Here is a 20777-nt window from a genome sequence, read left to right as displayed (position 1 = left end):
TCTTTATTGTTATTTCTATGAAGTGGCTTACTTACCACTTAATGCCTAACATCATGCAGTTCAGACCACTGCCGATGCCAAGGAAGCTCACTTGATCGCCACGCTGAATAAATCCATTGTCGTGGGCTAAAGCTGCAGTAACCGGTAGTGACACTGTGCCCATATTGCCCAGCGATTCATAAGTCGGATACTCTTTGTTGTGAGGAATATTAAGCGCGTTCAACACTTGCTTACGGTTAGACGCACCAACCTGATGACAAATAACCTTATCCACCTGCTCCACAACCCAATCACGCTGCGCTAAGAAGTGATCCCAAGTGTGCTTGGCAAGCTCAACGCCCTCTTTCAGTAAATTCACTGCGTCGGTGTGCATAAACTCACGGTAAAGGTTGTGACCCGCTTCTTGCAGGCCCCATTGGCATAACTCGTGATGCTCTGGTGCAGATAAGTGACTCGCGCCAAGTAGCTGATGCTGACGCTCAGTTTTCAGCGGCAATGAACCGTCGGTTAGCACCACGGCAACAGCGCCAGAGCCACCCGTTAAGGTTGCTAGCGACTGAGCAAAGTTTTGCATAGTTGGATCTTCAAGCATGCGATCGATTGTGGCATCAACGATATCTCGTGCTGATTCACACGACACCACCATGCCAGCTTTAATCTGTCCAAGCTCGATACGGTTAGCAATGTCCAAAATGCCAGATAACACGCCTAAACAAGCATTACTGATATCATAAATTGCCGTGTCTTTTGACACGCCAAGCTCAGCAGCAACGCGGCAAGCGGTAGCTGGCTCATGCTGATCACGACAAACGCCGGTATAAACTACCGCGCCTAGGTCGCTAACATTAATCCCAGTTTCATTCACGGCCTTACGAGCAGCAGCAATAGCACCGTCAGATAGACGATGCCCTTTTGGCCACCAGCGGCGCTCTTTGATACCCGTTAGCGCAGCAAGCTGCCCCATAGGAATGCGAAACTTCTGATAAAGTGGAGCAAGACGGTTTTCAAGATCAAGACTTGATACCACTTGCGGCGCTAGCTCATACGCTAGGCTGTTGATAAAAACGCGGGAGTATTTCATTAAACCGTAATTTTCGCTTAACTTTTGACCGCTTTAACAGCGGCTTTTATTAGTGTTATTTCAATAACCCGCCATTTGAACAAGATTAACCACAATATTCAATCAAAAACGGTATAAACACTGTGTTATTTGGTATATTTTTTCATTTTTGCTTACTCAAACAACGGCTACGCCCCCTTGAGTCAACAAGAGTTGATAAGAATAAAGCAACAGAAACAGCAGCTTAAGATGAAAGATACGCCTAGTAGTCTTAACAACTCATTTTTTGCGCTTGAATAAGCGTATTTCGGGGTGTGATCTGCTCTGAACAAAAATGCGACACTGTTACCTGATAACCATGTTCTTCCATGTAGCAGCAACGGTCTAACACCAAATACTGCTCTAATGCCTTTCTAAATAAGTGAGCGATCAAATCGATACGGCGCGTTAATCGCTGTCGCTGCAGACCAAGTTTAAGATAATGCTGCCAATCAACGCGCTCAGGTAAGGCAACAGACTTTACCTTTGCCGCCCACAGACAAAAGTCACTAAACTCGCCACTTAACTGACTGCGCTTAACACTGGGAATCGGAAGGTACTCATCGCAGTCTCTTGCATCGCGCTGCAAGCTATCAAAGGCCAAACGCCAGGCAATCTCTTGATGACGTAACTGTTGCTGCTTAGGGTTAGCAATCACGCTTTGTTGCAGCGGCAGCTGTAAGTCATGTTTTGACAAAATAAACTTGGCTTGCTTAGCAATAGCAGACAAAGGCTGATAATTGGCATTGCGGATCAAATGATAGCAACAAGGCGAGATAGACACAGCCTGGGTGTTGGCATCGACTGCGTGATGCAGCAGCTCAACGTGTAAGTCACCACAGGCATGCAGAGCTACCGCATGCTGCTTGGCTTTAAGCGGGTTAGCATCAAGAGCGAACACATCGGCGCAGCTAAACGTTTGCGGTAATTGCCATTTATCAGCAAAGGCCTGACCTTGCTCGCAAAGCTGCGCTTGCCACTCAAGACTATGAACTGGTTTGTCGGTTATCTTGGCGAGCAAACGTCCGAGGTGCCCTTTACCTGCGCACCACTCGAACATACTTTCAACTTGTGCGCTTGAGCTGGGCAGTTGACTCGCTTGCAGATTAGTTTGTGGATGGACTTTTTGCTTGGTTTGTAGATAATAGCGGCCAGCGGTTACTTCACTCGCAAAACGAGTTATTTGCTGCCACTTACGCCCTTTTATCCCTGCACTAAAATGACTTAGTTCGCTGCCATTAATAGCAACAACACCTTCATTAACAGACGGCGCGTTATCAACAGGCGCACTATTAATAGGCACGCTATCAGCAAACGCGTACAAGCTGTTATCGTCACCATTAGCTGCAGCGCCTTGCACAAGCAGCTTACTCAGTGCTAATTGCTCAGCTTTTGTAAGCGCGACATCTTGAGCTAATGCAGGTAGAAAGAACTCAACCAAGGCTACTTGGTCTACATCTAGCTCATCAATGTCATCATCAGCAAGCTGCCGAACCTGTTTAGCTAACGTGGGGAACTCACTTTGCCATGGCAACCGCTTGGCTGAAAAAGCTTGTACTTGCCACAGACAAGCAAACCTTGCCAACACCTCATTTAATTCGGTTAAAGACTGTTGAAAATGGCTTGCCGTCATTTATGAAATACTCAAAATTAATCTGAATTAGATTGCTTTGTGGAGTTAGTGTCTGCCGACGTGCTAGCAGCAGCCTTGACGGTTTCAAGCGCAGATTTGTAACCCATACGCTTGCCTAACCAAACACCTAACCCTAAAGGCGCGAAAAATACCACTAATAAGAACAAGATGACATACAAAATCACACTTTTAATGGTGACAATGACTTTTTCAAATACCAAATCAACCGTTTTGGCTGACAGCACATCAAGCTCCTGCATCGCTGCAGCGCGCTCTGAGGCAATAATTTCAGCAATCGCTTGACGCTCAGCCACGATCATTAAACTCACGGCTTCACGCTCTTTACTAAGTTGCGCCAGTTTATCATCTGCCACTAAGCTTAACTCATTGACTAAAGGGGTTAACTCAACGCGCAAATCAGCGGCAAGCTGATGCATCATTTCAGGTGAGTTTTCCATTAGGGTTTGAAAACGCTTTGCGGTTTCGCTCATATTATTAAGCGCGATTTCAATATCCTCTGGGCCAACTTCTGCATACAGCGCATACAGCTCAGCCTTCCAGCCCAAAATTTTTGGCATCTGTTCTGTGGTCATCGCCATACGATCAGACATATCACTCATTACTTCTGGCATGGTGCCAAAGGTGGTGACTGCTTCAAATTCATTGATATTGCTGTAACTTAACCATTCATCAAAGGCTGATACCCGGCTAAAGCTAAAGTCATTGATGGGGTTGGCTGCAACGTATTGCTTTACAAATTCATAGTTACGTTCAAAGCGAGAATTATTAATAAAGCCTTTGATGGTCTTGGCGAATTGATCAGCAAGTGCACGGCTGGCATCGATAGCAAATTGCTGCTGCTCACCAAAAGCCTGACTGCCGTTGCCGGTTGCGAAAAACTGGTGCATTTGTTCGGTAAACACCCAAGTATCGACCATTGCTGCAACGGGCGCAGCCTGAAAAATCGCCCGCTGCACATTCTGCTCAGCGTTGATCTTCCACATAAGCGTGTTGGCGATAACTTGTTTGTCATCAGTGTTAGCAGCAATCATGTCTGCCGTTGTTTCAACTTGAGTATAAAAACGGTAGCTAAACTCACGGGAGAACAGGCGCATGTTGAGTTGCTCCTGGGTCAGCGGCTCTACTCCACTTTCCAATTTCACCTCTAACAGCGAACAGCCCGATACGCTAACCAGCAGCGACAAAGCCAACCACAAACTCATGCAGCGATCTTTTATCAGTACCAAAGCTGAAAACGGTCTAGCATTCATGATACTCTCCCCCGAACTTGCAACATACTAGCAAGTATAACAAAGCAACTTATCAACTTGTTTGCAGCATTTCACTCAAATAGATAGCATTTCACAGTGACGTGGTAACAAGCTGAATTTAAACACATAATAATTAAATCACCCTAAGCACTCCGCTGTATATTGTCTAGCAATATATTAAGCGTAATCACTATATTTTGGCTTGGTAAGTGATGGTCAATACTGACTCATTAATGCTAATGATCAGTTTTACAGTCAAGGATAGAACAAGATGCAATCACCCTGCGTTGCCCGCTGCGGCCTGAATGACGACGATTATTGTATGGGTTGTTACCGCCACATAGATGAAATTGTTGCCTGGTCAAAAGCTAACGATGACTACAAGCAACAAGTAATTGATAACTTAGCCGCGCGAAAGCAGCAATTTGAAGGCGAAGCAAACACGGGCACCTTAACTCGAGATAAATGGTTAGCTGCCGAGGCAAAAATAACTAGCTAACTCATTACGGCTAGTTTGACTCAGCCTAGATGACACCAAGCAAGACTTAACCAATTTGGTGCTTATCGATGCGATACAAAAACGCTTTGTAACCCATGTTGAGGAATTTTGCAGCCTGAGTGCGATTACCGTCAAACTTATCTAGCACCTGAGCTAAACAGCTTTTCTCAAACGCTTCCCAATCTAGACCATTATCTGGCAAGCAAAATGCACTCGGGTCATCTGCCTGAACACGAGTTGTAGACGATTCAGTTAGCTCGCCGACTAACTCTTGCTCATCCCCCAGTAAGGTATAACGCTCTAATCGATTGGCAAGCTCACGTACATTACCTGGCCATGAGTAATCAAGCAGTGCTTTAAGGGTGGCAGGCGATAACGGCTCACACTCCACTTGATAGTGCTTTTGATGCAAACGCATAAAGTGCTCAATAAGTCTGCCAATATCTTCCTGACGCTCCCTTAAAGGAGGCATGGTAATTGGCACCACGTTCAAACGATAAAATAAGTCCTCACGAAAGCGCCCCTGTGCTACTTCTTGCTTTAAATCTCTGTGAGTCGCAGCAATTACGCGCACATCAAGCTTAATGTCTTGATGGCTGCCCAAACGGCAAATCACCCCTTCTTGCAAAAAACGCAGTAGCTTAGATTGCTGCAGCAATGGCAACTCTGCTATTTCATCGAGAAACACCGTGCCCTGCTCTGCGGCCTCTAGCTTGCCAACCTTAGTAGTAGTCGCGCCAGTAAACGCACCTTTTTCTGCGCCAAATAATTCAGCTTCAGCCAGCGTTTCAGGAATTGCCCCACAGTTAATCGCAATAAAGGGTTGATGTTGACGGCTAGAAAGCTGATGCAGCGCCCGCGCAGCTAATTCTTTACCTGTGCCGCTTTCACCGCCAATCAGCACTGTAGCGTCGGTCGCCCCAACGCGCTTTAGGCGCTGATACACCTGCTGCATGCAAGGCGCTTTTCCCACAAGCCCCACCAGCGCTTGCTGCTCAGATAACGCAGCTTCTAAATTGCGGTTACGCTTTTTAAGCTGACACGCCTTGGCGACTTTATCTAGCGACATCAAAAGTGCCTGCCGTTGGTACGGTTTAGTGAGATAATCATCAGCCCCAGCTTGCATGGCATCAACTGCATGGGTAATGGTGCCGTAGGCAGTGGCAATAATAAATCCGCAGTCGCTGTGGTTACGGCGCACATAGTTAAGCAAGTCCATGCCACTTAGCTCACCGAGTTTCCAGTCTGAAAAAATAATATCAGGCTCACTTTGCTTTATTTGTACTATCGCCGCTTCAACACAATCTGTACTGCTTAACAGATAATCTTGATCTTGTAATACCTTTAGGATCAATTCGCGCTGCGCAGGATCGTCTTCAACCACCAACAGCTTTAACTTCTCATCCTCCATTATGATTCTCCTTGTTGAGCAGCTTGCTGGGTGTCGTCGTGAACGTCATTGCTAACGTCATTGATAGCGCCATTTATTGCAAAGCAGAGATTTACCTCACAGCCACCAAGGTCACGATTATGAATTTCAATATCACCTTGATAATGACTAACTATCAAGCGTTTAGCCATATAAAGCCCCATACCAGAACCTTCCGCTTTACTGCTCACATGTGGCTCAAACAATTTGTCGCTGATACTGGCATCTATGCCTGGGCCATTATCTACCACTTGAATACACCAGGCGTTAGCTTGCTGATTTGAGCTGATGTTAATTTGTTTGGTTTGAGTTTGCTGCGCTTGAGATTGCAGCGCTTCGAGCGCATTGACAACAACTGCATGCAATATGGCGCGCACTTCAGTTTCAGCACCTTGTATCAACATTGGCTGTGAGCTGTTAGCTAGCGCAATTTTTACATCAGCCGCTGTCATGGTTAACTCCAGCAAAATATCTTGCAGCACTAAATTCAAATCAATGATGACAGAGCGGTCAACCTGAGTGTTGGCAAGCATTAACAACGACTGAATATTCTTATCCATCACCTGCATTTTTTGCCTAACGAGCTGTGCATTGCGTTGCCGCTCATCAACATCATCTGCAAATGCCGACTGCTCAGCCAGCAAGCCTATGGTATGCAGCGGATTTCGCAAACTGTGGGCAATACCTTTTGCCACCTGACCAATATCGGCAAGGTGCTGACGCTCAGTGACCGACTGCATTTGATTTTGCCAATCCTTGAGCTTCACACTCATATTATTAAAGCCTTGCAGAATACGTTTAAGCTCACTTACCCCACTTGGTTTAATCTGCGCACCAAATTCGCCCTTACCGACTTTGGCAAACCCTTGATGCAGATGACTCAGCGGCTTAGTCACCACGTAAGCAATCCAGTACGCCAGCGCCAACGTCAGCACACTTGACGCAATAATCAACAGCATTAGCGAGTCATTGAATTTTTGTAGCGCGTTATTCGCGCCCTGACTTTGCACATTAAAAGTTTGACTATGGACTTGATTGCCATCGTCTAACTCTTTCACTATCACTACGCCATCATCAAGCCAGTTATCTGTATCTAAGGTTAAACTAGCAACCACTTGCTCAACCTGCTGTTGATAAGCTTTAGCCGCCGTTTTTTGCTCTTCAATTAAAGCTTGTTTTTCACGAATAAGTGTGACTTTTTCATGCTTTAAAAGCTGCTTTACCTGCTGATTAATTTGCGCATTAAGTTTGGCCATTTGTTGTTGTTTTTCACGTTCAGATAAATCGTTTTCTTCAGCGGCGACGGCAATAAACTGTTCGGTCAACTCTTCAATCTGCATTTCAACTTGCTGGGAAATATCATCCACCAGCACGTTAATATCACCAGTGTGTTTATCATAAAAAACTCGCTTAACTTGCTCGTCATCAACATGCAGTAGCTCGATGTCGAGATCGGCAATTTGCTCAGGCGTTAGCCCTTTTAATACGTCTCCATCGAGAACGTCACTTTCTAAAAGCTTACCTTCTAAAAAACCATCACCTAATCGCTGCTCGACCAAGGCTATAGCCTGCTCAAGCTGCTGCTCGGCATGGTGCTGCGCTTTGGCTTTGGCTTTGACTTTGGCTTCGGCTTCGGCTTCGGCTTCGGCTTCGGCATTAACCGCTTGCTGCTGCGTTTTGCGCTCAATGATGACGCGTTGCTTTTCAGTATTTATAGACTTTGGCGGGTGCGGCTGTTTTGGGGCGAGCTGTTGCAATTCATCAGCAGTTTGTTTTAACTGCTCATGCTCGCGATTAATCTGCTTAAACGCGACACTGACAATATCTTGCGACAAGCTTTTAGAGCTTTGCTCTAACTCAGTTTGTAACTCGGCCTTTAAATAATGCATCAACCCTACCTGGCTCACCCCAAGGATGATAATAAGGCCTGCAAACACGGCAAATAAGAACAAACGGATAGACATACTTTCTCCAAAACAGGGCTATTAAGTCATAGCTCGATTAGTTACCCATGATTCAACACTAGATCTGTACACTGCAGTTGAGATAACACCCGAAAGACTCAGTGAACACTTACGCTTTCCATCAAAGCCAGTGCTTACGTAGAGCTATTGATCTATGTACAGCGATAACAAGTTTCATACCAGTGTGGCTTGCGTATGCGATTACCTGGCTCGTCACGCTATTCATCAATACAAAATCCATATCGAGTACTGGAAAATTCCAATAAAAACCAATAACTAATCTTTCGTTAGTTAATGGTAGATAAGTAACATACCAAGCAATTGAGTTTAAATCTCGCCTAGGTTAGACAAACCCTTGGCTCAAGTATGTTCCCATATGCGCAAACCACTTCCCCATATGGGGAAATTTAGTTTAGCCCGACCAACGGGCTGAAGCCCCCAATTCAAGTTAACCCATTAATTAATATAGGTATTAACGTCTTGGCACGCCCCTCGCTATACCTCCTACAATATCTGGTTATCAGCTGAAATGTGTAAACACTGAGCTGTGACCAGAAGCCGCTAACGCAAACGTCTTTAGCAAAGTTTGAATATTCGCGAGCAAACTCATCGGTATCGACAGTTGAATTTGATTAATTAAAGGGAATCATTATGCAAAACACGACTAATAAAACATTTCGCCCAACTCTACTCGCCTGCGCTGCAGGAGCGCTATTTATGGGAGTGGCAGCATTTAGTAGCAGTAATCTTGCCAATGCTAAGGTCAGCGAGGCTGCAATGGAACATGCCGCCAGTCATGCTGTTGATGATAGCGAGCGCTCGAGTATCAGCATAAGCATTAATCAAGACAGCAACGAGATAGTTCACGCTGACGTTACGGTTGATGGCGAAAACTACCAATACGACTTCACTGCTGATGAAATCAAAGACAAACAGGCACTTAAAGCAAAACTATCTGAGCTTCCTGCTAAAGCGCAAAAGACGCTCATGTCTGCGCTAAGTGGCATTGATAAAGGTCATAAAGTCGCCTTTATTAAAAAGGTTCAACTATCTGAACAAGAGAAGAAAAAGCTTGAGGGATTAAAGCAACAGCTTGAAGCAAAGACTGCGCAGATTGAAAAAAAGGTCAAGCTGATTGAAATCGACACCTCCAAACTCGAAGGTAAACAGGCAAAAATGGAAGCGTTAGCCAAAGAGATGGAAAACCTTGGCCTTGAGTTTGAATCGCTTGCTGACCATCAAGTCGCCGAAATCGAGATTGAAGTAGACCAACTTACCGATGGCTTAGATGACATCGTTGAACAAATTGTCGAGTTAGAAACTAAAGGGTTACATGTCATCAGCGACAAGCCCCACGTATTCACCTCGAACCTAGATGACGAGCGCGTATTTATCATCAACGGCGAAGATGGTGACGCCGCTGAGCAAATTCAGCGACTGATAGAAACTGTAGAGCTTTCAGACGAGCAAAAACAGAAGTTAAAGCAATTGTTGAACTAGCTTTAGCATAGTGACCTAATGCAAACCAAGGGCTAGATGTGACTGTACTAGCCCTAATTTTTAAAACTGCCTCACATAACTCAGTTTCAGCGGGGCTAGCAAGCCACAGCTTGCTGTGAGCGAGAGCGCTCATCAATTAAGCTGCGCGTCGGATAACATCTCTTCCCAATAGTCGGTAATGGCATCAGCTAGTGTCTTTTGCGCATTTTCAGCTTCGGCGCTAAACGCCATAATGTGGCCTTTAATGTCATCGTCTAAGCCAAACATCAGCATCAAAGCTGTATCACCTGCATCAGCGCGGCACATATCATTAAACTCACGTATAGCCCGATCAATTAAGCTAAAGTACTGCTTCACTCCAGCTCGATTTTCTACATGATGCTGTGCATCGAAACCCGCACTTGCCACACTTTCTAGCTGGCTACACTGCATGTGGTAGGCAGTACTATGTAACGCAACATCAGTTGTGGCTAATGGCTGCAATTGCGGCCGCAGTCGCACAACCGTATTGCCTGTAACGGAATGGGTACTTACGTGAGATTGCTTTGCGAGCTTTGAGCTTTTAAACGCTTTCGAGAACACCTGCTTACGACTAGATATATCGTAAATTTTAAGCTCACTATCAATCACTTTTGGCAATAACTTGCCTTCAAGCACGCAATAAATTGTTGCTCTATTTCTGCGGATGCCAATAAGGGTTTCGCTTGATGAATGATGATATTGCAGCGCGCAGCATTGTGGGTCTATTACTTCAACACTAACTTCAGCATTAATAGCCTTATTAGTGACAGGAATAGGCTCATCAACTGACTTAAAGAATTGTTTGATGAACTCATCAAAACCACATTGCTGCAATAAATAAGGACCACGCGCAGGCAGGCCAAAGAATTCATTCAAAAAAACCTTAGAATCGATATCACTCATGCTCACCTTTACCACAGCCAATTGCGCACTGTGGGCAAGGTAGCGCGATAGCTATTTCAAGACTTCCCTATGGTTCTTAGTAATAACGTAGTGGTGTTGGTCTTGTGGTAGCAGCTCTATAAAGGAAGTTGGTTTAGGGATGATTATTGGTGCTGGCTAATGCCCCAAACTAGGGATTGCGCAGAACTGAGCTAAGGTTTGGTTGTCCAGCGCTTTATTAGTTAGCTAGGTTTCAGATGCTTCTATCCATTGAGAGTATTCATGCTCCGAGTCAAAAATAATAAAATCATGAACAGAATCCCAAGCGATAGCACAAGCCTTGTTATGCGCTAGATCTTCGATAGTGGCACTAAGTTGTATGTTGCCAACAACAAACAACCGATTTTGAATGGTTTTAAAAGTGACATTTTTCATAGCAAGTGTTTCTTCGTTTGAAGAAAACGATACAACTTTATCCAGAAAAATATTCTCTGTAATCTCAGTCATTTATTCCTATCCATGAAAGTTAACGCCAAGGTAACAGGAGTTTATAGCTTGGCTAAAATAGAGGACGAAGTGAGATGAGCCTAGCTTTGGCTGTCCCGCTTCAAATGGTTGTTAGCGAATACCACTCTTCCCGAAATTTTCCACTAAGACATATAAACTATACAAGTAACTCAGGGGCCAAACAAAGGCTATTATTAGGGCAATAAGTTTGCTCTTGTTTTTAAAACAATGAACTATCGAGCATACCCAAAGATAAAATAGGGAAAATAGCGATAGCGTGAGAAGCAGCATTTCCAACATGTGCATCTCATCACCATCTAGACTCGAATCAGCTAAACGCGGATCGCCAATATAACCTAACAGTACAAAATATACCCACATAGCAAGACTAAGAGCTATAAATAGAGACAGGGATTTAGAATTTAAGAAGTATTTCATCATGCTCACCATGCGCCCCGTTTTAACGGCTTATATTGCTTAACCATAATTTGCAAATTATCAGCAAATGCCAAGCGTTTTGCGTCCTTCGGAACTTACTTATTAGTAGCTTTTAGCAAATAAGCAACACTCTCTATTACCGTAAAACACCCAACTTAAGTTTTTGGGTACCAAATAGAAACAGAGGATGTCCGTAGACTGCTGAAAATGCTTAAAGCTAGCCCAGTTTAAATTTAACTCTGAATTAAGCCTTTTAGTTACACCTGTAGCTTTAAAAACTCGCTCGAACGTCTCAAAAACAAACACCTTTTCATCGGTTTGATACTCACCAATAACTGAAAAGACTTCATGAAACTGCTCTTCCGAAATCCACTGGTCACCTCCAATAATTGGAAATTGCGATATCCTCCAATTTGGCGATAAGAAAGTTAACCCATTTTCATTATCGGTATCGAGTACTGACTTTAGGTCGTTAAATTGCATCAAAGTTTCCTAGGCTACCAACACAGTACTGAGGCGGGTTAAGCTTGGCTATAATGTTAAGCGAAGTCGAACTTAGCCAACTGTTGCTCACGCGGCTTCAATTGCTTTTTATATTTCAATTTCTAAAAACAATGAGTGGTTTTCCCAAAGCAGACCATATTTCTGCCTTAATTGCTTCCCACTCTAATTTTGCTTCTGAACTTAAAGAACCCACTTCTTTCTCTGTTTGATCTAAATCCATAAACATAGAGCAACCGCCAGTTACGTATAAACCATCAGGGGTGGAGTGTGCAAAAACAAGAAACCTATTCCCTATTGTCGGTACTGGACCACCACAAGAATTTCTTTCTGTATATGTTTTTATAAAAACTGACCTCATTACATCTCGATTTTTCCAGACTTTTTGGACTTGCATTTCAGTTTTATAAAATGATGAGCTCCAGTCTCCAGGTGTTGTTTCGGTATTCAACGCTATACCTGTGAAAATCGCATCGTACTTTTTGAAGGTTTCCTCATAAGTTTTAGCTTCGCTAATACAACTGCATCCTAATGCAGTCAAAGGGCTTAGGCTAAGTATAAACGTTAGTAAAATAGTTCTAAACACTCACTGCCCTCCTTTGAAATACAACACCTGCTAGCGTTGAACAACACCACCATACTTAAAATCTTCCTCTAAATGCCAGAGCCCTATTTGTATGAAAATGGCCAAGCTTCAGACACCTTGTTAAGCAAATTGTTAGATGCTGTCCACTAGCTTGATGGGAATGTATCAAACACTGGAATACCCGTTGGTAACACAGCCCACTTGGGTGCTGATGCTGTAAAAATTGCCATTTTAGGTGACAAATGTTCGTCGGTATCAAATGATGGGCCGTTGATTGTGAAAAACTTACCAATCGTTATATCAGCACACACAGTTACACCACAGTCTGGGCAATAATGATTGTGAACATCTGCTCCAGAGCTACCTTTACGCGTGAAAACTTTGGTTTCTGCACCTGTAAATTTAAAATTATCGTGTGAATACCAGACACCAAACCACTTATCACCACCGGTGCGTTGTTGGCAATCTGTGCAATAACAGAACATTTGATTCATTGGCTCGCCAGTTACTTCGTAGCGAACTTTACCACATTGACACCCACCAGATTTAGTCATAATTTCCTCTATAAATCGCTATTCAAATTTAATTTAAAGATAGCACAGAGGCGATTGTTATGTGAACTACCAGTTTATGAGTCCCGAGGGGAAAATAATTATGGGTGGCCATGCTGTTTCTCTTGAAGCGCTAACACGGCATCATTAGTATTTTTTGAAACAGATACGTCAAATAATCGGATATCAGGTTCATCAGCTTTTAAGATCAATGAATCCGCCCATTCTGTGACGTTATTTATTTTTAAAGCCCCACATTCCAAGGCTAATATCATTGCATTAATTTCGACGATGTTCATTTGAAAACTAACGCCCTGTTAAGGGGTTGATAATGTTTGGCTAATATGTCTAGCGAAGCGAAACCGAGCCAAACTTTAACAGTCCTGCACTTAAACTACTTGTTATAAATACTTACTCAAATAGCGCGAAAATTCTTTTATCTGAATGTTGTAAATATGCGTATTTTAACTCTAATAAATGACCTACTAGATCCATAGAATTAACATCCGTATTCTCCCACGAAACTTCTTCAGACCAGTTTACAGCAACTTTTTTCAATGCTTCATCGTCAATTGTTGTGATTGCTTCAGTGAAATTTAAAGGTAATAACCAAAGACAATCACTTAGAGCAGAACTGGTGCAATTAAAGCAGCCTAACAAGTCGCTTATTTGGTTCTTTGTAAAGAAACCTCCACCCAGAATTGAGGACTCAGATATTTCTTCAAAGCTGCTGTAATCGCAATCACTATTTGCTGCGAAGAATGTTACGTCCAAACTAAATCCTTTAGGTATTTATAACGCCCTGTTAATGGGCAAAATACAGTTGGTTAAAATTAAGCGACGAAGGAGCAAAAGCCAACTGTATTTTGTCCTTGTTAAACAGCTTGTTATACGTACTAATCACTAAAGTATCGGACAATTTCTTTGTCGTCTGTAACCATATGATCAGTGATGTGAAATACATCAGAAAGCCAGTCATGCTTTAAAGCCTCTTCTCGGTTTAAAATTTGACCAAGAAAGGTGACATGGCTCCAAGGGCATTCATCGGAATCAATTATTCCAACTTGATAATTGTCACCATCTAGCCAAATTTGAAATGCGAATGCAGTCCTTTGTTCAGGACCTTTTTCATCGTCTCCCCATTCACCCAAACCGATTAAACCGAAAAGAGACTTATCGTCATGGCTTTCAGTGAACTTTGCATAATACACAGCAAACGCATCATTATTTTGATACACAAATCTAGTCAGTCTAGTGGACTCTTTTCCACAACACTCGCATATTTCTTTCTCAGGGGGCTCGAATTCGATATCAATCATAAAAGTACGTATAACAGCGTATTAGCGGGAATTCCGATTTAATCCATTAACATTTCGCCAGAACTCAAACTGCTTCACGCTTTTTAAGTAATATTTCCAATAACTTATCAACCAAATCTAGAAACAGCAATAGCATCTAGCGCTGGAGAAACCGAGAATTTACTTAACCGAGAATTACCTGATCTCGTTATGTAAATAGTGATAACTGAGTAACACTATAACAATTAGCAACTTAACAGTATTTCATTTTGTAAACCGAGAATTTTGTCACTTACATAACGAGAAGCAATTAGCGCTGATTCTCGTCTCAAAATTAAACCTGTACAAAAACACAGCTACAACACGGTTATCGACTGGCAGCCAGATAATCATTAGCTACTGCGAGCTACCAGCACTCTTGCTCTTGCGAAGCAAATGAAACTTCAAGCAATGAAGCACGAATGCTACTTCTTATTCATCATAGCTTTAAGATCAGCAAATGGATTGTAAGTTGCCGCTTCTTGCTTCACCTCAGTAGTGCTGCCATAGCGGATCAACTCTTCGTATTTTGAATGTTCATTGTCATGGCAATATAAACACAACAGCTCCCAGTTACTGCCATCTGATGGGTTATTGTCGTGATTATGATCTACATGATGAACCGTTAGCTCACTCAAGTTCTTGTGGGTGAACTCTCGGGTGCAGCGACCACAAATCCACGGGTATAGCTTAAGTGCTTGCTCACGGTAACCTTTCTCGCGTTTTGCTTTGTACTCAGCAGCTTCTGCCAATACTTTGTCGAGTTTGCTTTGATTCGCAGCCATAGTTTTTATTCCAATCTAAAAAATTACCCCAAGGATAACAGTGCGTATCCTTGGGGCAAGTAGTTGTTGAATGTAGCTTGTGCGCTAATGGTGATTTTGCCTAACGAGTCACACGCTCAATTACGCAAAACACTCGATTAGACCTACTCTGTCACTAACTCAGAGTTCGACAGGTGTAGATAATGCAAGTAACGCTCATACTGATTCACAATGTCAGCAATAATCTGCTCTTCGGTATAACCCATCACGTCATATTGCTGGCCACCGTGCTCAAGAAAGACCTCAACGCGGTAATAATCTTGCTCAGAGTCGAACACTTCCATGTCCACACCATTCATATTGAATGCTCGAATACGCAATCCGTACACAAAACGTGAAGTATCATCGTTACCTAACACTAGGCGCACACGTTCATCCACCTGTACGATTTCAGCTTGCACACTCATTTCTTTGAACATATTACAAACCTTGCTTAAGGCCGGTCTTGCTATGTCGTCGAGAAACTCTTGCGCTTGTGCGTGAGTAGGCTGACTGACTAACACCTCAATACGATCTTTGGCACTCATATTGGTCTTAGCAAACTGCACGCTGGTGTTATGTAATTGCACACTATTAAGCTTAAGCCAGTCATCTTGCAATGCCCGGTACAAGCCCAAGCACATCAGTAGCATGACAATCAAAAACGGTAATGCGCTGGCAATAGCAGCTGTTTGTAACGCTTGTAAGCCACCCGCTATAAGCAAAATTGACGCTACTACACCTTGTAGCACTGCCCAGAAAATACGTTGCCAAACTGGCGCACTTTCATCACCGCCTGATGACAAGTTATCAATGACTAGCGAGCCAGAATCTGATGACGTGACAAAGAAGGTAACCACCAGACACAGGGCGATCACAGACAATAGGTTCGACATAGGCAAGTGTTCAAAGAACTTAAACAAAGCAACGGAAACGTCGGTCGAGACCGCATCAGCTAAGTAAGTCGCGCCATGATTCATGATGGCGTCAATGGCTGTGTTACCAAATACCGTCATCCACAAGAATGTGATTGATGATGGTACAAACAATATACCCACTAAGAATTCGCGGATAGTACGCCCACGACTAACACGGGCGATAAAGGTACCAACAAATGGCGACCATGACACCCACCAGCCCCAGTAGAGTAGCGTCCAGCCACCAATCCAATCTTCTTTTTGATCGTACGCGTACAGGTTAAATGTCTTGCTCACAAGGTCGCTCAAATAGCCACCTGTGTTTTGCACAAACGACTGCAGTAACGATACGGTAGGACCAAGTAAAAGAACCGCGACAAGCAATAAAATCGCTAAACCTAGGTTCAACTCGCTTAAGCGTTTAACACCTTTATCTAAACCTGAGAAAACCGACAAAGTAGCAATAGCAGTGATCACGACAATCAATATCACTTGTACAGTGACATTGTTAGGTATGCTGCTAAATAAATAACTCAAACCTGAGTTAATTTGAAACACACCAAAACCAAGTGACGTTGCCACACCAAACATGGTGCCGATAACTGCAAAAGTATCTACAGCATGGCCTATTGGACCATAAATTTTATCACCAATGAGTGGGTAAAATGCTGAGCGAGGCAACAATGGCAGCTTATGGCGATAACTAAAGTAGGCAAGGCTCAATGCGACAACAGCATAAATTGCCCAAGCATGCATCCCCCAGTGGAAGAAGGTGATTTTCATGGCATCTTTAGCTGCGGCTATTGACTCAGGCGTGGCATCCGGCGGCGCTAAGTAGTGCATCACAGGCTCGGCAACACCGAAGAACATCAAGCCAATGCCCATACCGGCAGAAAACAGCATGGCAATCCAGCTTTTATAACTGTAGTCAGGCACAGCATGATCAGGGCCGAGTTTGATATCGCCAAAACGGCTAACCATAACGAAAATAATAAACAGGATAAAAATCGCGACACTTAAGATATAAAACCAGCCGGCTTTATGCTCAAACCAAGATTGGACTGACTTAAATGCTGTGCCAGCCTCTTGTGGCCAAACAGTGCTGACTAGCACCATCATTGCAATTATGAATACTGAAGAAAAAAATACAGGCGGGTTAATACTAGCCTTTGGCAAAATAACACTCCTTAGTTGGAGACCGTGCAGGAATTCAGCACCTTAGCAGATGCTAATCATCAGTGCGTATCCATCGTTTATCTTGAGAATACTTGAGCACTAGCCTGTTAAAGACAGGCGTCAAAACACGAAATTAACCATTAAGGCTAGCATATTTAGGCGAAGCATAGCTAACAAGTTATCTCTATGCGAACGTGGATCACACTTTCAAAAAATACTCCATCAGTTAACTGTCGGCCAACTAACCACAGGCCTCAAAGACTCATTTAATCGATAGCCAGTCATTGCAGTTCGAGTCTTTAAAAAGGAGATGTGTTAACCCAATTGACATCAAACCACTAAACCACTTGCGTTTTGATGCACGGGCATCTTTGAGGTACGACAAGCTTAAGCACCTGGGGGATTAACTCAAACCGTACCTTTTTATTTGGATAGGGCTCGCCATCTAAATTGAGGGGCAACGGCATATCAAAATCAAACTCAAGCCATGATGTTTGAAAGTGGTGACAAAAATTTGCCTCTCGCTTCATTGACTTTATTTCTTCAACCACTTGCGGCAATTCAACGGGAGAAAAACCTCGAAGCAGTGTCACATCCATCAAACCGTCATTTATATAAGCGTTGGGTGCAAGTACTTGTCCGCCGCCAGCTTGACGCCCGTTACACATGGCCCCCACGATTATCTCACCGCTATGTTGGCCAAATTCTGAATTTATCTTGCCTGGGTATGGTTTGAAGCCAAGTGCCTTTGCTAAACCAGTAAGTGTATATGCCCCACCTCCCAAGAAGTTCTTTAACTCTACTGGGGTTTCTGCTGTCACTTGAGCACCAAAACCCGCAGCAGCAATATTGACGCAATAGCGTTCGTTTGCCTTAATCACGTCAACTAAGGTAGCAGTGCCATTGATAGCTAATTCAAGCGCTTGCATTGGTGTTGATGGTATTTCACATGCAGTCGCAAAGTCATTTGCTGTACCTAGAGGTAAAATAGCCACTTCAGGAAGCGACTCAAGATGCGATGCGTAGTTTGAGTTAAGCAGCGCTGTCACCGCTTCATTCACCGAGCCATCTCCACCACCAATAACAAGCCTGTTTGCGCCCTGCTCTATTGCCTCATCGATTAACCTAGGCATGTCTTGCGATTCCCAAGTGACGCGAACAGACACATCGATTCCCTGATCTCTGTATGCGTAAACAGCCTCGCGGATCTGTGGTAGCCCAGCTTTTTTACCATTCAAAATAAGTGTTATTGCATTTACTGCCATGATTATTACCCACTGATTTTACGCAAATTTGCACCTATATGAGCATAAACGTTTTTTGACAATTTTAATAAAATTAATGCTGTACTGAGAGCTTAGTTATTCCTCTTACCTGAAACTCACTTTTCGAGGCGTACTATTGCTAACTAAATCAAATTCGATACATCAAGATTAACTTTTAATACGCTGCCTCATTAACACTTATCTGTATAAGTACCACCTAAGCTCAACCTTTGTCACTCCATGTATATACAAAGCTAATACTACCTAACTTAATTTTATCTTAAAGCATATAGATAATAGCTCTCAGATATATATCACGCATTGAGAGGGCGACATGAAAAAGACATCAATATCAATTATTTTGGCAACCGTTATCGGTTTATCAGGCTGCGCAAGCACTGAAGGACAAACATCTAAACAAACACAAGGTGCGCAAACTGGCGCACTAATTGGTGCAGGTTTAGGTTTACTCATTGGTGCGGCGCGCGGTGAGCCTGGTGCAGGCCTAGCTGTTGGTGCTGGCGTTGGTGCTATTTCGGGTGGTCATGAAGGTTGGAAGCAAGATGAAGAAGACAACCGCACCGACAAAGTCGTCGCCGCGATTAATAGCCAAAAAGACACAACTACCCAAAATACTGATGCAGAGCACGCGAATCGCGCGTTAATGCGCCTTGTAGGTCAATGGCAATTGTCTGGTTGGGTACAAGACGAAGCTAGCAATACACTGGCTCTTGATGGTGAGCTAAGCGGCAATATAAGTGTTGCAGATAGCATTGAGCTGCGCTTTAAACAGCTATCTCTAGGCGCGGACTCGTTATCTGGCAACATATTGATTGGTAATTCAGCGCAAAATGGTGCTGACATTCTCGTTAATGTTGATGACAACCAACAAAGACTTAGCGGCGGTAAGTGGGACAACGAAACCAAAACGCTAACCTTTGAAAAAGTCGCGAGTGATCAAAGCGATGAGCGAACTGCATTTAAACTGATTATGGATTTGAGCAATCCAAACAAAATCGCCATTACCAGCTATGTTAACAATGATACGGTTGTTGAGCAGTACCAGCTAACCCGCAGCTAGCTGATAACCTTCTGTTTAAAAAAGGTATTAGCGCCCACTCATGCTTTTGCATTGGTGGGCGCTTTACTATCTTTAGCCTTACAACAAACCTTCCACGTTTATATTTTCTAGCAACCTGCTTAAAACTCACCCACCCTTCAAACTGTTAACACCGCACAGAGTTGATTTAATTGACGACTAATTTACAATTTAAAGATACGTTATATCGTATCTATAGCACCCGTTCACAAGTCAGAGCGAAAATCACTCTCTTAACAATGCTGGGGGTTAACAAAGCCAGGGTTAACAATCTCTGGGTTAACATTCTTTGATTAATAATGTCAGGCGCCAGTCATAAGGAAAATCTCGTATGGATCTCACAATCACAGAGCCACAAGCTGATCAACAAAATCTAGGCACAAGCACAAACGTCAATGACGAAACCTGTGGCGAAATCAATGGCGAAACTAAGGGCGAAACCAAAGACAGCGCAGCAATTGAACCTCAAGCCAAAACTCGTCAGGCTGCGATTGCAGATATTCCTAATGTGCTAACCGATATTTACCGCGAAGATACTAACATTGCCCTGTGGCAGCGCTCGCTTAGCCAGGATGTCGAGACAGCAGTCGCAGAATTTGTCGCTGCGAATCCTAATTTTGAAAAGTCTGTCAGTGTGTCGCCAGATGATGTAGTTGATAAGCTCGATAGATTAACAATAGGCTCAGCGCCCAAAGCTCTGGTTGATAATATCGCTGAGTTAGTTGAGATGTTTTGCTGCTTGTTCGAGCTTGAAAAAACTGGCCTTAGACTAACTGTACTCAATAAAGCCATGTGCCCAAGGTTTCATGTTGATCGCGTACCTTGTCGATTAGTCACCACGTATACGGGCAGCTGCACTGAATGGTTGCCTCACAATCAGGTTAATCGCAACAAGTTAGGTCGACTCGCTGGCGGGCAAAGTGATTCGTTATCAGGGCTTTATCAATCAGCTGAGTGTATTAATCAACTCAATTGCGGTGATGTGGCGCTAATCAAAGGTGAAGAGTGGTTAGACAATGAAGGGGCGGGATTAGTGCATCGCTCACCAGCGGTAAATGCTGGCGAACCAAGGCTATTGCTAACGTTAGATTTTGGCGCCTAGCATTTACAAGTTAACGCTTGCACCCTAGCTCTTGGGCTTGTTTTTTGTATTCGCCTAGAAAAACAGCGCGTTAAAACAGCTGCAATGCTATGCGGTTGCTCCCCTTAAACCTTGTCTGTGCGCGTATTGTTTTGTGCAATCAATACGCGCTGTTCAACACTTTTTTATACCACTAAAAATGCCGGATTAATTCCCAT

The 20777-nt window shown here is 43.5% G+C and carries 20 protein-coding genes; 4 read left to right on the top strand and 16 right to left on the bottom strand.

Annotated features, from left to right (window positions below; genetic code table 11):
- Nucleotides 1-31: 31 nt before the first annotated feature.
- From G3R49_RS07125 to G3R49_RS07115, 3 genes are all read right to left on the bottom strand, one after another.
- The gene (locus G3R49_RS07125) at nucleotides 32-1081 is read right to left on the bottom strand and encodes a 3-oxoacyl-ACP synthase III (RefSeq protein WP_167869154.1); all 1050 of its coding nucleotides are present in this window, start codon (nucleotides 1079-1081) and stop codon (nucleotides 32-34) included.
- Between the two features lie 250 nt (nucleotides 1082-1331).
- Nucleotides 1332-2732: a methyltransferase gene (locus G3R49_RS07120; protein ID WP_167869153.1), complete on the bottom strand. Its 1401-nt coding sequence runs from the start codon at nucleotides 2730-2732 to the stop codon at nucleotides 1332-1334.
- A 17-nt stretch (nucleotides 2733-2749) separates the two neighbouring features.
- Nucleotides 2750-4003: a chemotaxis protein gene (locus tag G3R49_RS07115; protein WP_348633912.1), complete on the bottom strand. Its 1254-nt coding sequence runs from the start codon at nucleotides 4001-4003 to the stop codon at nucleotides 2750-2752.
- Between the two features lie 271 nt (nucleotides 4004-4274).
- On the opposite strand from G3R49_RS07115, the gene G3R49_RS07110 reads away from it, so the two are divergent.
- The gene (locus tag G3R49_RS07110) at nucleotides 4275-4502 is read left to right on the top strand and encodes a DUF1289 domain-containing protein (RefSeq protein WP_130597615.1); all 228 of its coding nucleotides are present in this window, start codon (nucleotides 4275-4277) and stop codon (nucleotides 4500-4502) included.
- Between the two features lie 46 nt (nucleotides 4503-4548).
- Here G3R49_RS07110 and G3R49_RS07105 read toward each other — a convergent pair whose 3' ends face one another.
- Both G3R49_RS07105 and G3R49_RS07100 read right to left on the bottom strand, forming a co-directional pair.
- Nucleotides 4549-5913: a sigma-54 dependent transcriptional regulator gene (locus G3R49_RS07105; protein WP_167869152.1), complete on the bottom strand. Its 1365-nt coding sequence runs from the start codon at nucleotides 5911-5913 to the stop codon at nucleotides 4549-4551.
- On the bottom strand, nucleotides 5913-7895 hold the full coding sequence (locus G3R49_RS07100) for a HAMP domain-containing sensor histidine kinase (RefSeq protein WP_167869151.1): 1983 nt from the start codon (nucleotides 7893-7895) through the stop codon (nucleotides 5913-5915). The genes G3R49_RS07105 and G3R49_RS07100 overlap by 1 nt, the downstream gene beginning before the upstream one ends.
- A 651-nt stretch (nucleotides 7896-8546) precedes the next feature.
- Between G3R49_RS07100 and G3R49_RS07095 the strand changes: the two genes are divergently transcribed.
- Nucleotides 8547-9395 carry a hypothetical protein gene (locus G3R49_RS07095; RefSeq protein WP_167869150.1) on the top strand — a complete coding sequence of 283 codons (849 nt, stop codon included), beginning with the start codon at nucleotides 8547-8549 and terminating at the stop codon, nucleotides 9393-9395.
- Between the two features lie 132 nt (nucleotides 9396-9527).
- On the opposite strand, the gene G3R49_RS07090 is transcribed toward G3R49_RS07095, so the two are convergent.
- The 11 genes from G3R49_RS07090 to yegS form a co-directional block, all read right to left on the bottom strand.
- A complete protein-coding gene (locus tag G3R49_RS07090; protein WP_167869149.1) occupies nucleotides 9528-10319 on the bottom strand; it encodes a hypothetical protein in 792 nt (263 codons plus the stop codon).
- Between the two features lie 225 nt (nucleotides 10320-10544).
- Nucleotides 10545-10805 (bottom strand): hypothetical protein, encoded by a 261-nt coding sequence (locus G3R49_RS07085; protein ID WP_167869148.1) that lies wholly within the window; start codon nucleotides 10803-10805, stop codon nucleotides 10545-10547.
- A gap of 540 nt (nucleotides 10806-11345) precedes the next feature.
- Nucleotides 11346-11726: a hypothetical protein gene (locus tag G3R49_RS07080; RefSeq protein WP_167869147.1), complete on the bottom strand. Its 381-nt coding sequence runs from the start codon at nucleotides 11724-11726 to the stop codon at nucleotides 11346-11348.
- Between the two features lie 115 nt (nucleotides 11727-11841).
- A complete protein-coding gene (locus G3R49_RS07075; protein ID WP_167869146.1) occupies nucleotides 11842-12330 on the bottom strand; it encodes a hypothetical protein in 489 nt (162 codons plus the stop codon).
- A 146-nt stretch (nucleotides 12331-12476) separates the two neighbouring features.
- Nucleotides 12477-12884 (bottom strand): GFA family protein, encoded by a 408-nt coding sequence (locus G3R49_RS07070; RefSeq protein WP_130597623.1) that lies wholly within the window; start codon nucleotides 12882-12884, stop codon nucleotides 12477-12479.
- A gap of 98 nt (nucleotides 12885-12982) precedes the next feature.
- Nucleotides 12983-13180 (bottom strand): hypothetical protein, encoded by a 198-nt coding sequence (locus tag G3R49_RS07065; RefSeq protein ID WP_167869145.1) that lies wholly within the window; start codon nucleotides 13178-13180, stop codon nucleotides 12983-12985.
- Between the two features lie 112 nt (nucleotides 13181-13292).
- On the bottom strand, nucleotides 13293-13655 hold the full coding sequence (locus tag G3R49_RS07060; protein ID WP_167869144.1) for a hypothetical protein: 363 nt from the start codon (nucleotides 13653-13655) through the stop codon (nucleotides 13293-13295).
- 122 nt (nucleotides 13656-13777) lie between these two features.
- Nucleotides 13778-14200 carry a hypothetical protein gene (locus tag G3R49_RS07055; RefSeq protein WP_167869143.1) on the bottom strand — a complete coding sequence of 141 codons (423 nt, stop codon included), beginning with the start codon at nucleotides 14198-14200 and terminating at the stop codon, nucleotides 13778-13780.
- A 443-nt stretch (nucleotides 14201-14643) separates the two neighbouring features.
- Complete coding sequence (locus tag G3R49_RS07050) at nucleotides 14644-15003, bottom strand: YajD family HNH nuclease (protein ID WP_130597626.1); 360 nt, start codon at nucleotides 15001-15003, stop codon at nucleotides 14644-14646.
- A 143-nt stretch (nucleotides 15004-15146) separates the two neighbouring features.
- Complete coding sequence (locus G3R49_RS07045; protein WP_130597627.1) at nucleotides 15147-17117, bottom strand: BCCT family transporter; 1971 nt, start codon at nucleotides 17115-17117, stop codon at nucleotides 15147-15149.
- 335 nt (nucleotides 17118-17452) lie between these two features.
- Nucleotides 17453-18379, bottom strand: a complete 927-nt coding sequence (yegS, locus tag G3R49_RS07040; protein ID WP_167869142.1) for a lipid kinase YegS — start codon at nucleotides 18377-18379, stop codon at nucleotides 17453-17455.
- 334 nt (nucleotides 18380-18713) lie between these two features.
- Between yegS and G3R49_RS07035 the strand changes: the two genes are divergently transcribed.
- The gene (locus G3R49_RS07035) at nucleotides 18714-19460 is read left to right on the top strand and encodes a glycine zipper domain-containing protein (RefSeq protein ID WP_130597629.1); all 747 of its coding nucleotides are present in this window, start codon (nucleotides 18714-18716) and stop codon (nucleotides 19458-19460) included.
- A 349-nt stretch (nucleotides 19461-19809) separates the two neighbouring features.
- The gene (locus G3R49_RS07030; protein WP_167869141.1) at nucleotides 19810-20580 is read left to right on the top strand and encodes a DUF1826 domain-containing protein; all 771 of its coding nucleotides are present in this window, start codon (nucleotides 19810-19812) and stop codon (nucleotides 20578-20580) included.
- The last annotated feature ends 197 nt before the right edge of the window (nucleotides 20581-20777 follow it).

Origin of the sequence: Shewanella sp. WXL01 (assembly GCF_012263345.1) — a bacterium.
GTDB classification, from domain to species: Bacteria; Pseudomonadota; Gammaproteobacteria; order Enterobacterales; family Shewanellaceae; genus Shewanella; species Shewanella maritima.
Note: the sequence above shows the minus strand (reverse complement) of the source record. Positions and strands in the feature narration are given on the sequence as shown.

Excerpts from the sequence above, each read along its gene's own strand:
- G3R49_RS07065 (WP_167869145.1), bottom strand. The coding sequence starts at position 13,180 with ATGAACATCGTCGAAATTAATGCAATGATATTAGCCTTGGAATGTGGG.
- G3R49_RS07100 (WP_167869151.1), bottom strand. The coding sequence starts at position 7,895 with ATGTCTATCCGTTTGTTCTTATTTGCCGTGTTTGCAGGCCTTATTATC.
- G3R49_RS07125 (WP_167869154.1), bottom strand. The coding sequence starts at position 1,081 with ATGAAATACTCCCGCGTTTTTATCAACAGCCTAGCGTATGAGCTAGCG.
- G3R49_RS07080 (WP_167869147.1), bottom strand. The coding sequence starts at position 11,726 with ATGCAATTTAACGACCTAAAGTCAGTACTCGATACCGATAATGAAAAT.
- G3R49_RS07110 (WP_130597615.1), top strand. The coding sequence starts at position 4,275 with ATGCAATCACCCTGCGTTGCCCGCTGCGGCCTGAATGACGACGATTAT.
- G3R49_RS07090 (WP_167869149.1), bottom strand. The coding sequence starts at position 10,319 with ATGAGTGATATCGATTCTAAGGTTTTTTTGAATGAATTCTTTGGCCTG.
- G3R49_RS07105 (WP_167869152.1), bottom strand. The coding sequence starts at position 5,913 with ATGGAGGATGAGAAGTTAAAGCTGTTGGTGGTTGAAGACGATCCTGCG.
- G3R49_RS07035 (WP_130597629.1), top strand. The coding sequence starts at position 18,714 with ATGAAAAAGACATCAATATCAATTATTTTGGCAACCGTTATCGGTTTA.
- G3R49_RS07115 (WP_348633912.1), bottom strand. The coding sequence starts at position 4,003 with ATGAATGCTAGACCGTTTTCAGCTTTGGTACTGATAAAAGATCGCTGC.
- G3R49_RS07085 (WP_167869148.1), bottom strand. The coding sequence starts at position 10,805 with ATGACTGAGATTACAGAGAATATTTTTCTGGATAAAGTTGTATCGTTT.
- G3R49_RS07120 (WP_167869153.1), bottom strand. The coding sequence starts at position 2,732 with ATGACGGCAAGCCATTTTCAACAGTCTTTAACCGAATTAAATGAGGTG.
- G3R49_RS07030 (WP_167869141.1), top strand. The coding sequence starts at position 19,810 with ATGGATCTCACAATCACAGAGCCACAAGCTGATCAACAAAATCTAGGC.
- G3R49_RS07050 (WP_130597626.1), bottom strand. The coding sequence starts at position 15,003 with ATGGCTGCGAATCAAAGCAAACTCGACAAAGTATTGGCAGAAGCTGCT.
- yegS (WP_167869142.1), bottom strand. The coding sequence starts at position 18,379 with ATGGCAGTAAATGCAATAACACTTATTTTGAATGGTAAAAAAGCTGGG.
- G3R49_RS07070 (WP_130597623.1), bottom strand. The coding sequence starts at position 12,884 with ATGACTAAATCTGGTGGGTGTCAATGTGGTAAAGTTCGCTACGAAGTA.
- G3R49_RS07055 (WP_167869143.1), bottom strand. The coding sequence starts at position 14,200 with ATGATTGATATCGAATTCGAGCCCCCTGAGAAAGAAATATGCGAGTGT.
- G3R49_RS07095 (WP_167869150.1), top strand. The coding sequence starts at position 8,547 with ATGCAAAACACGACTAATAAAACATTTCGCCCAACTCTACTCGCCTGC.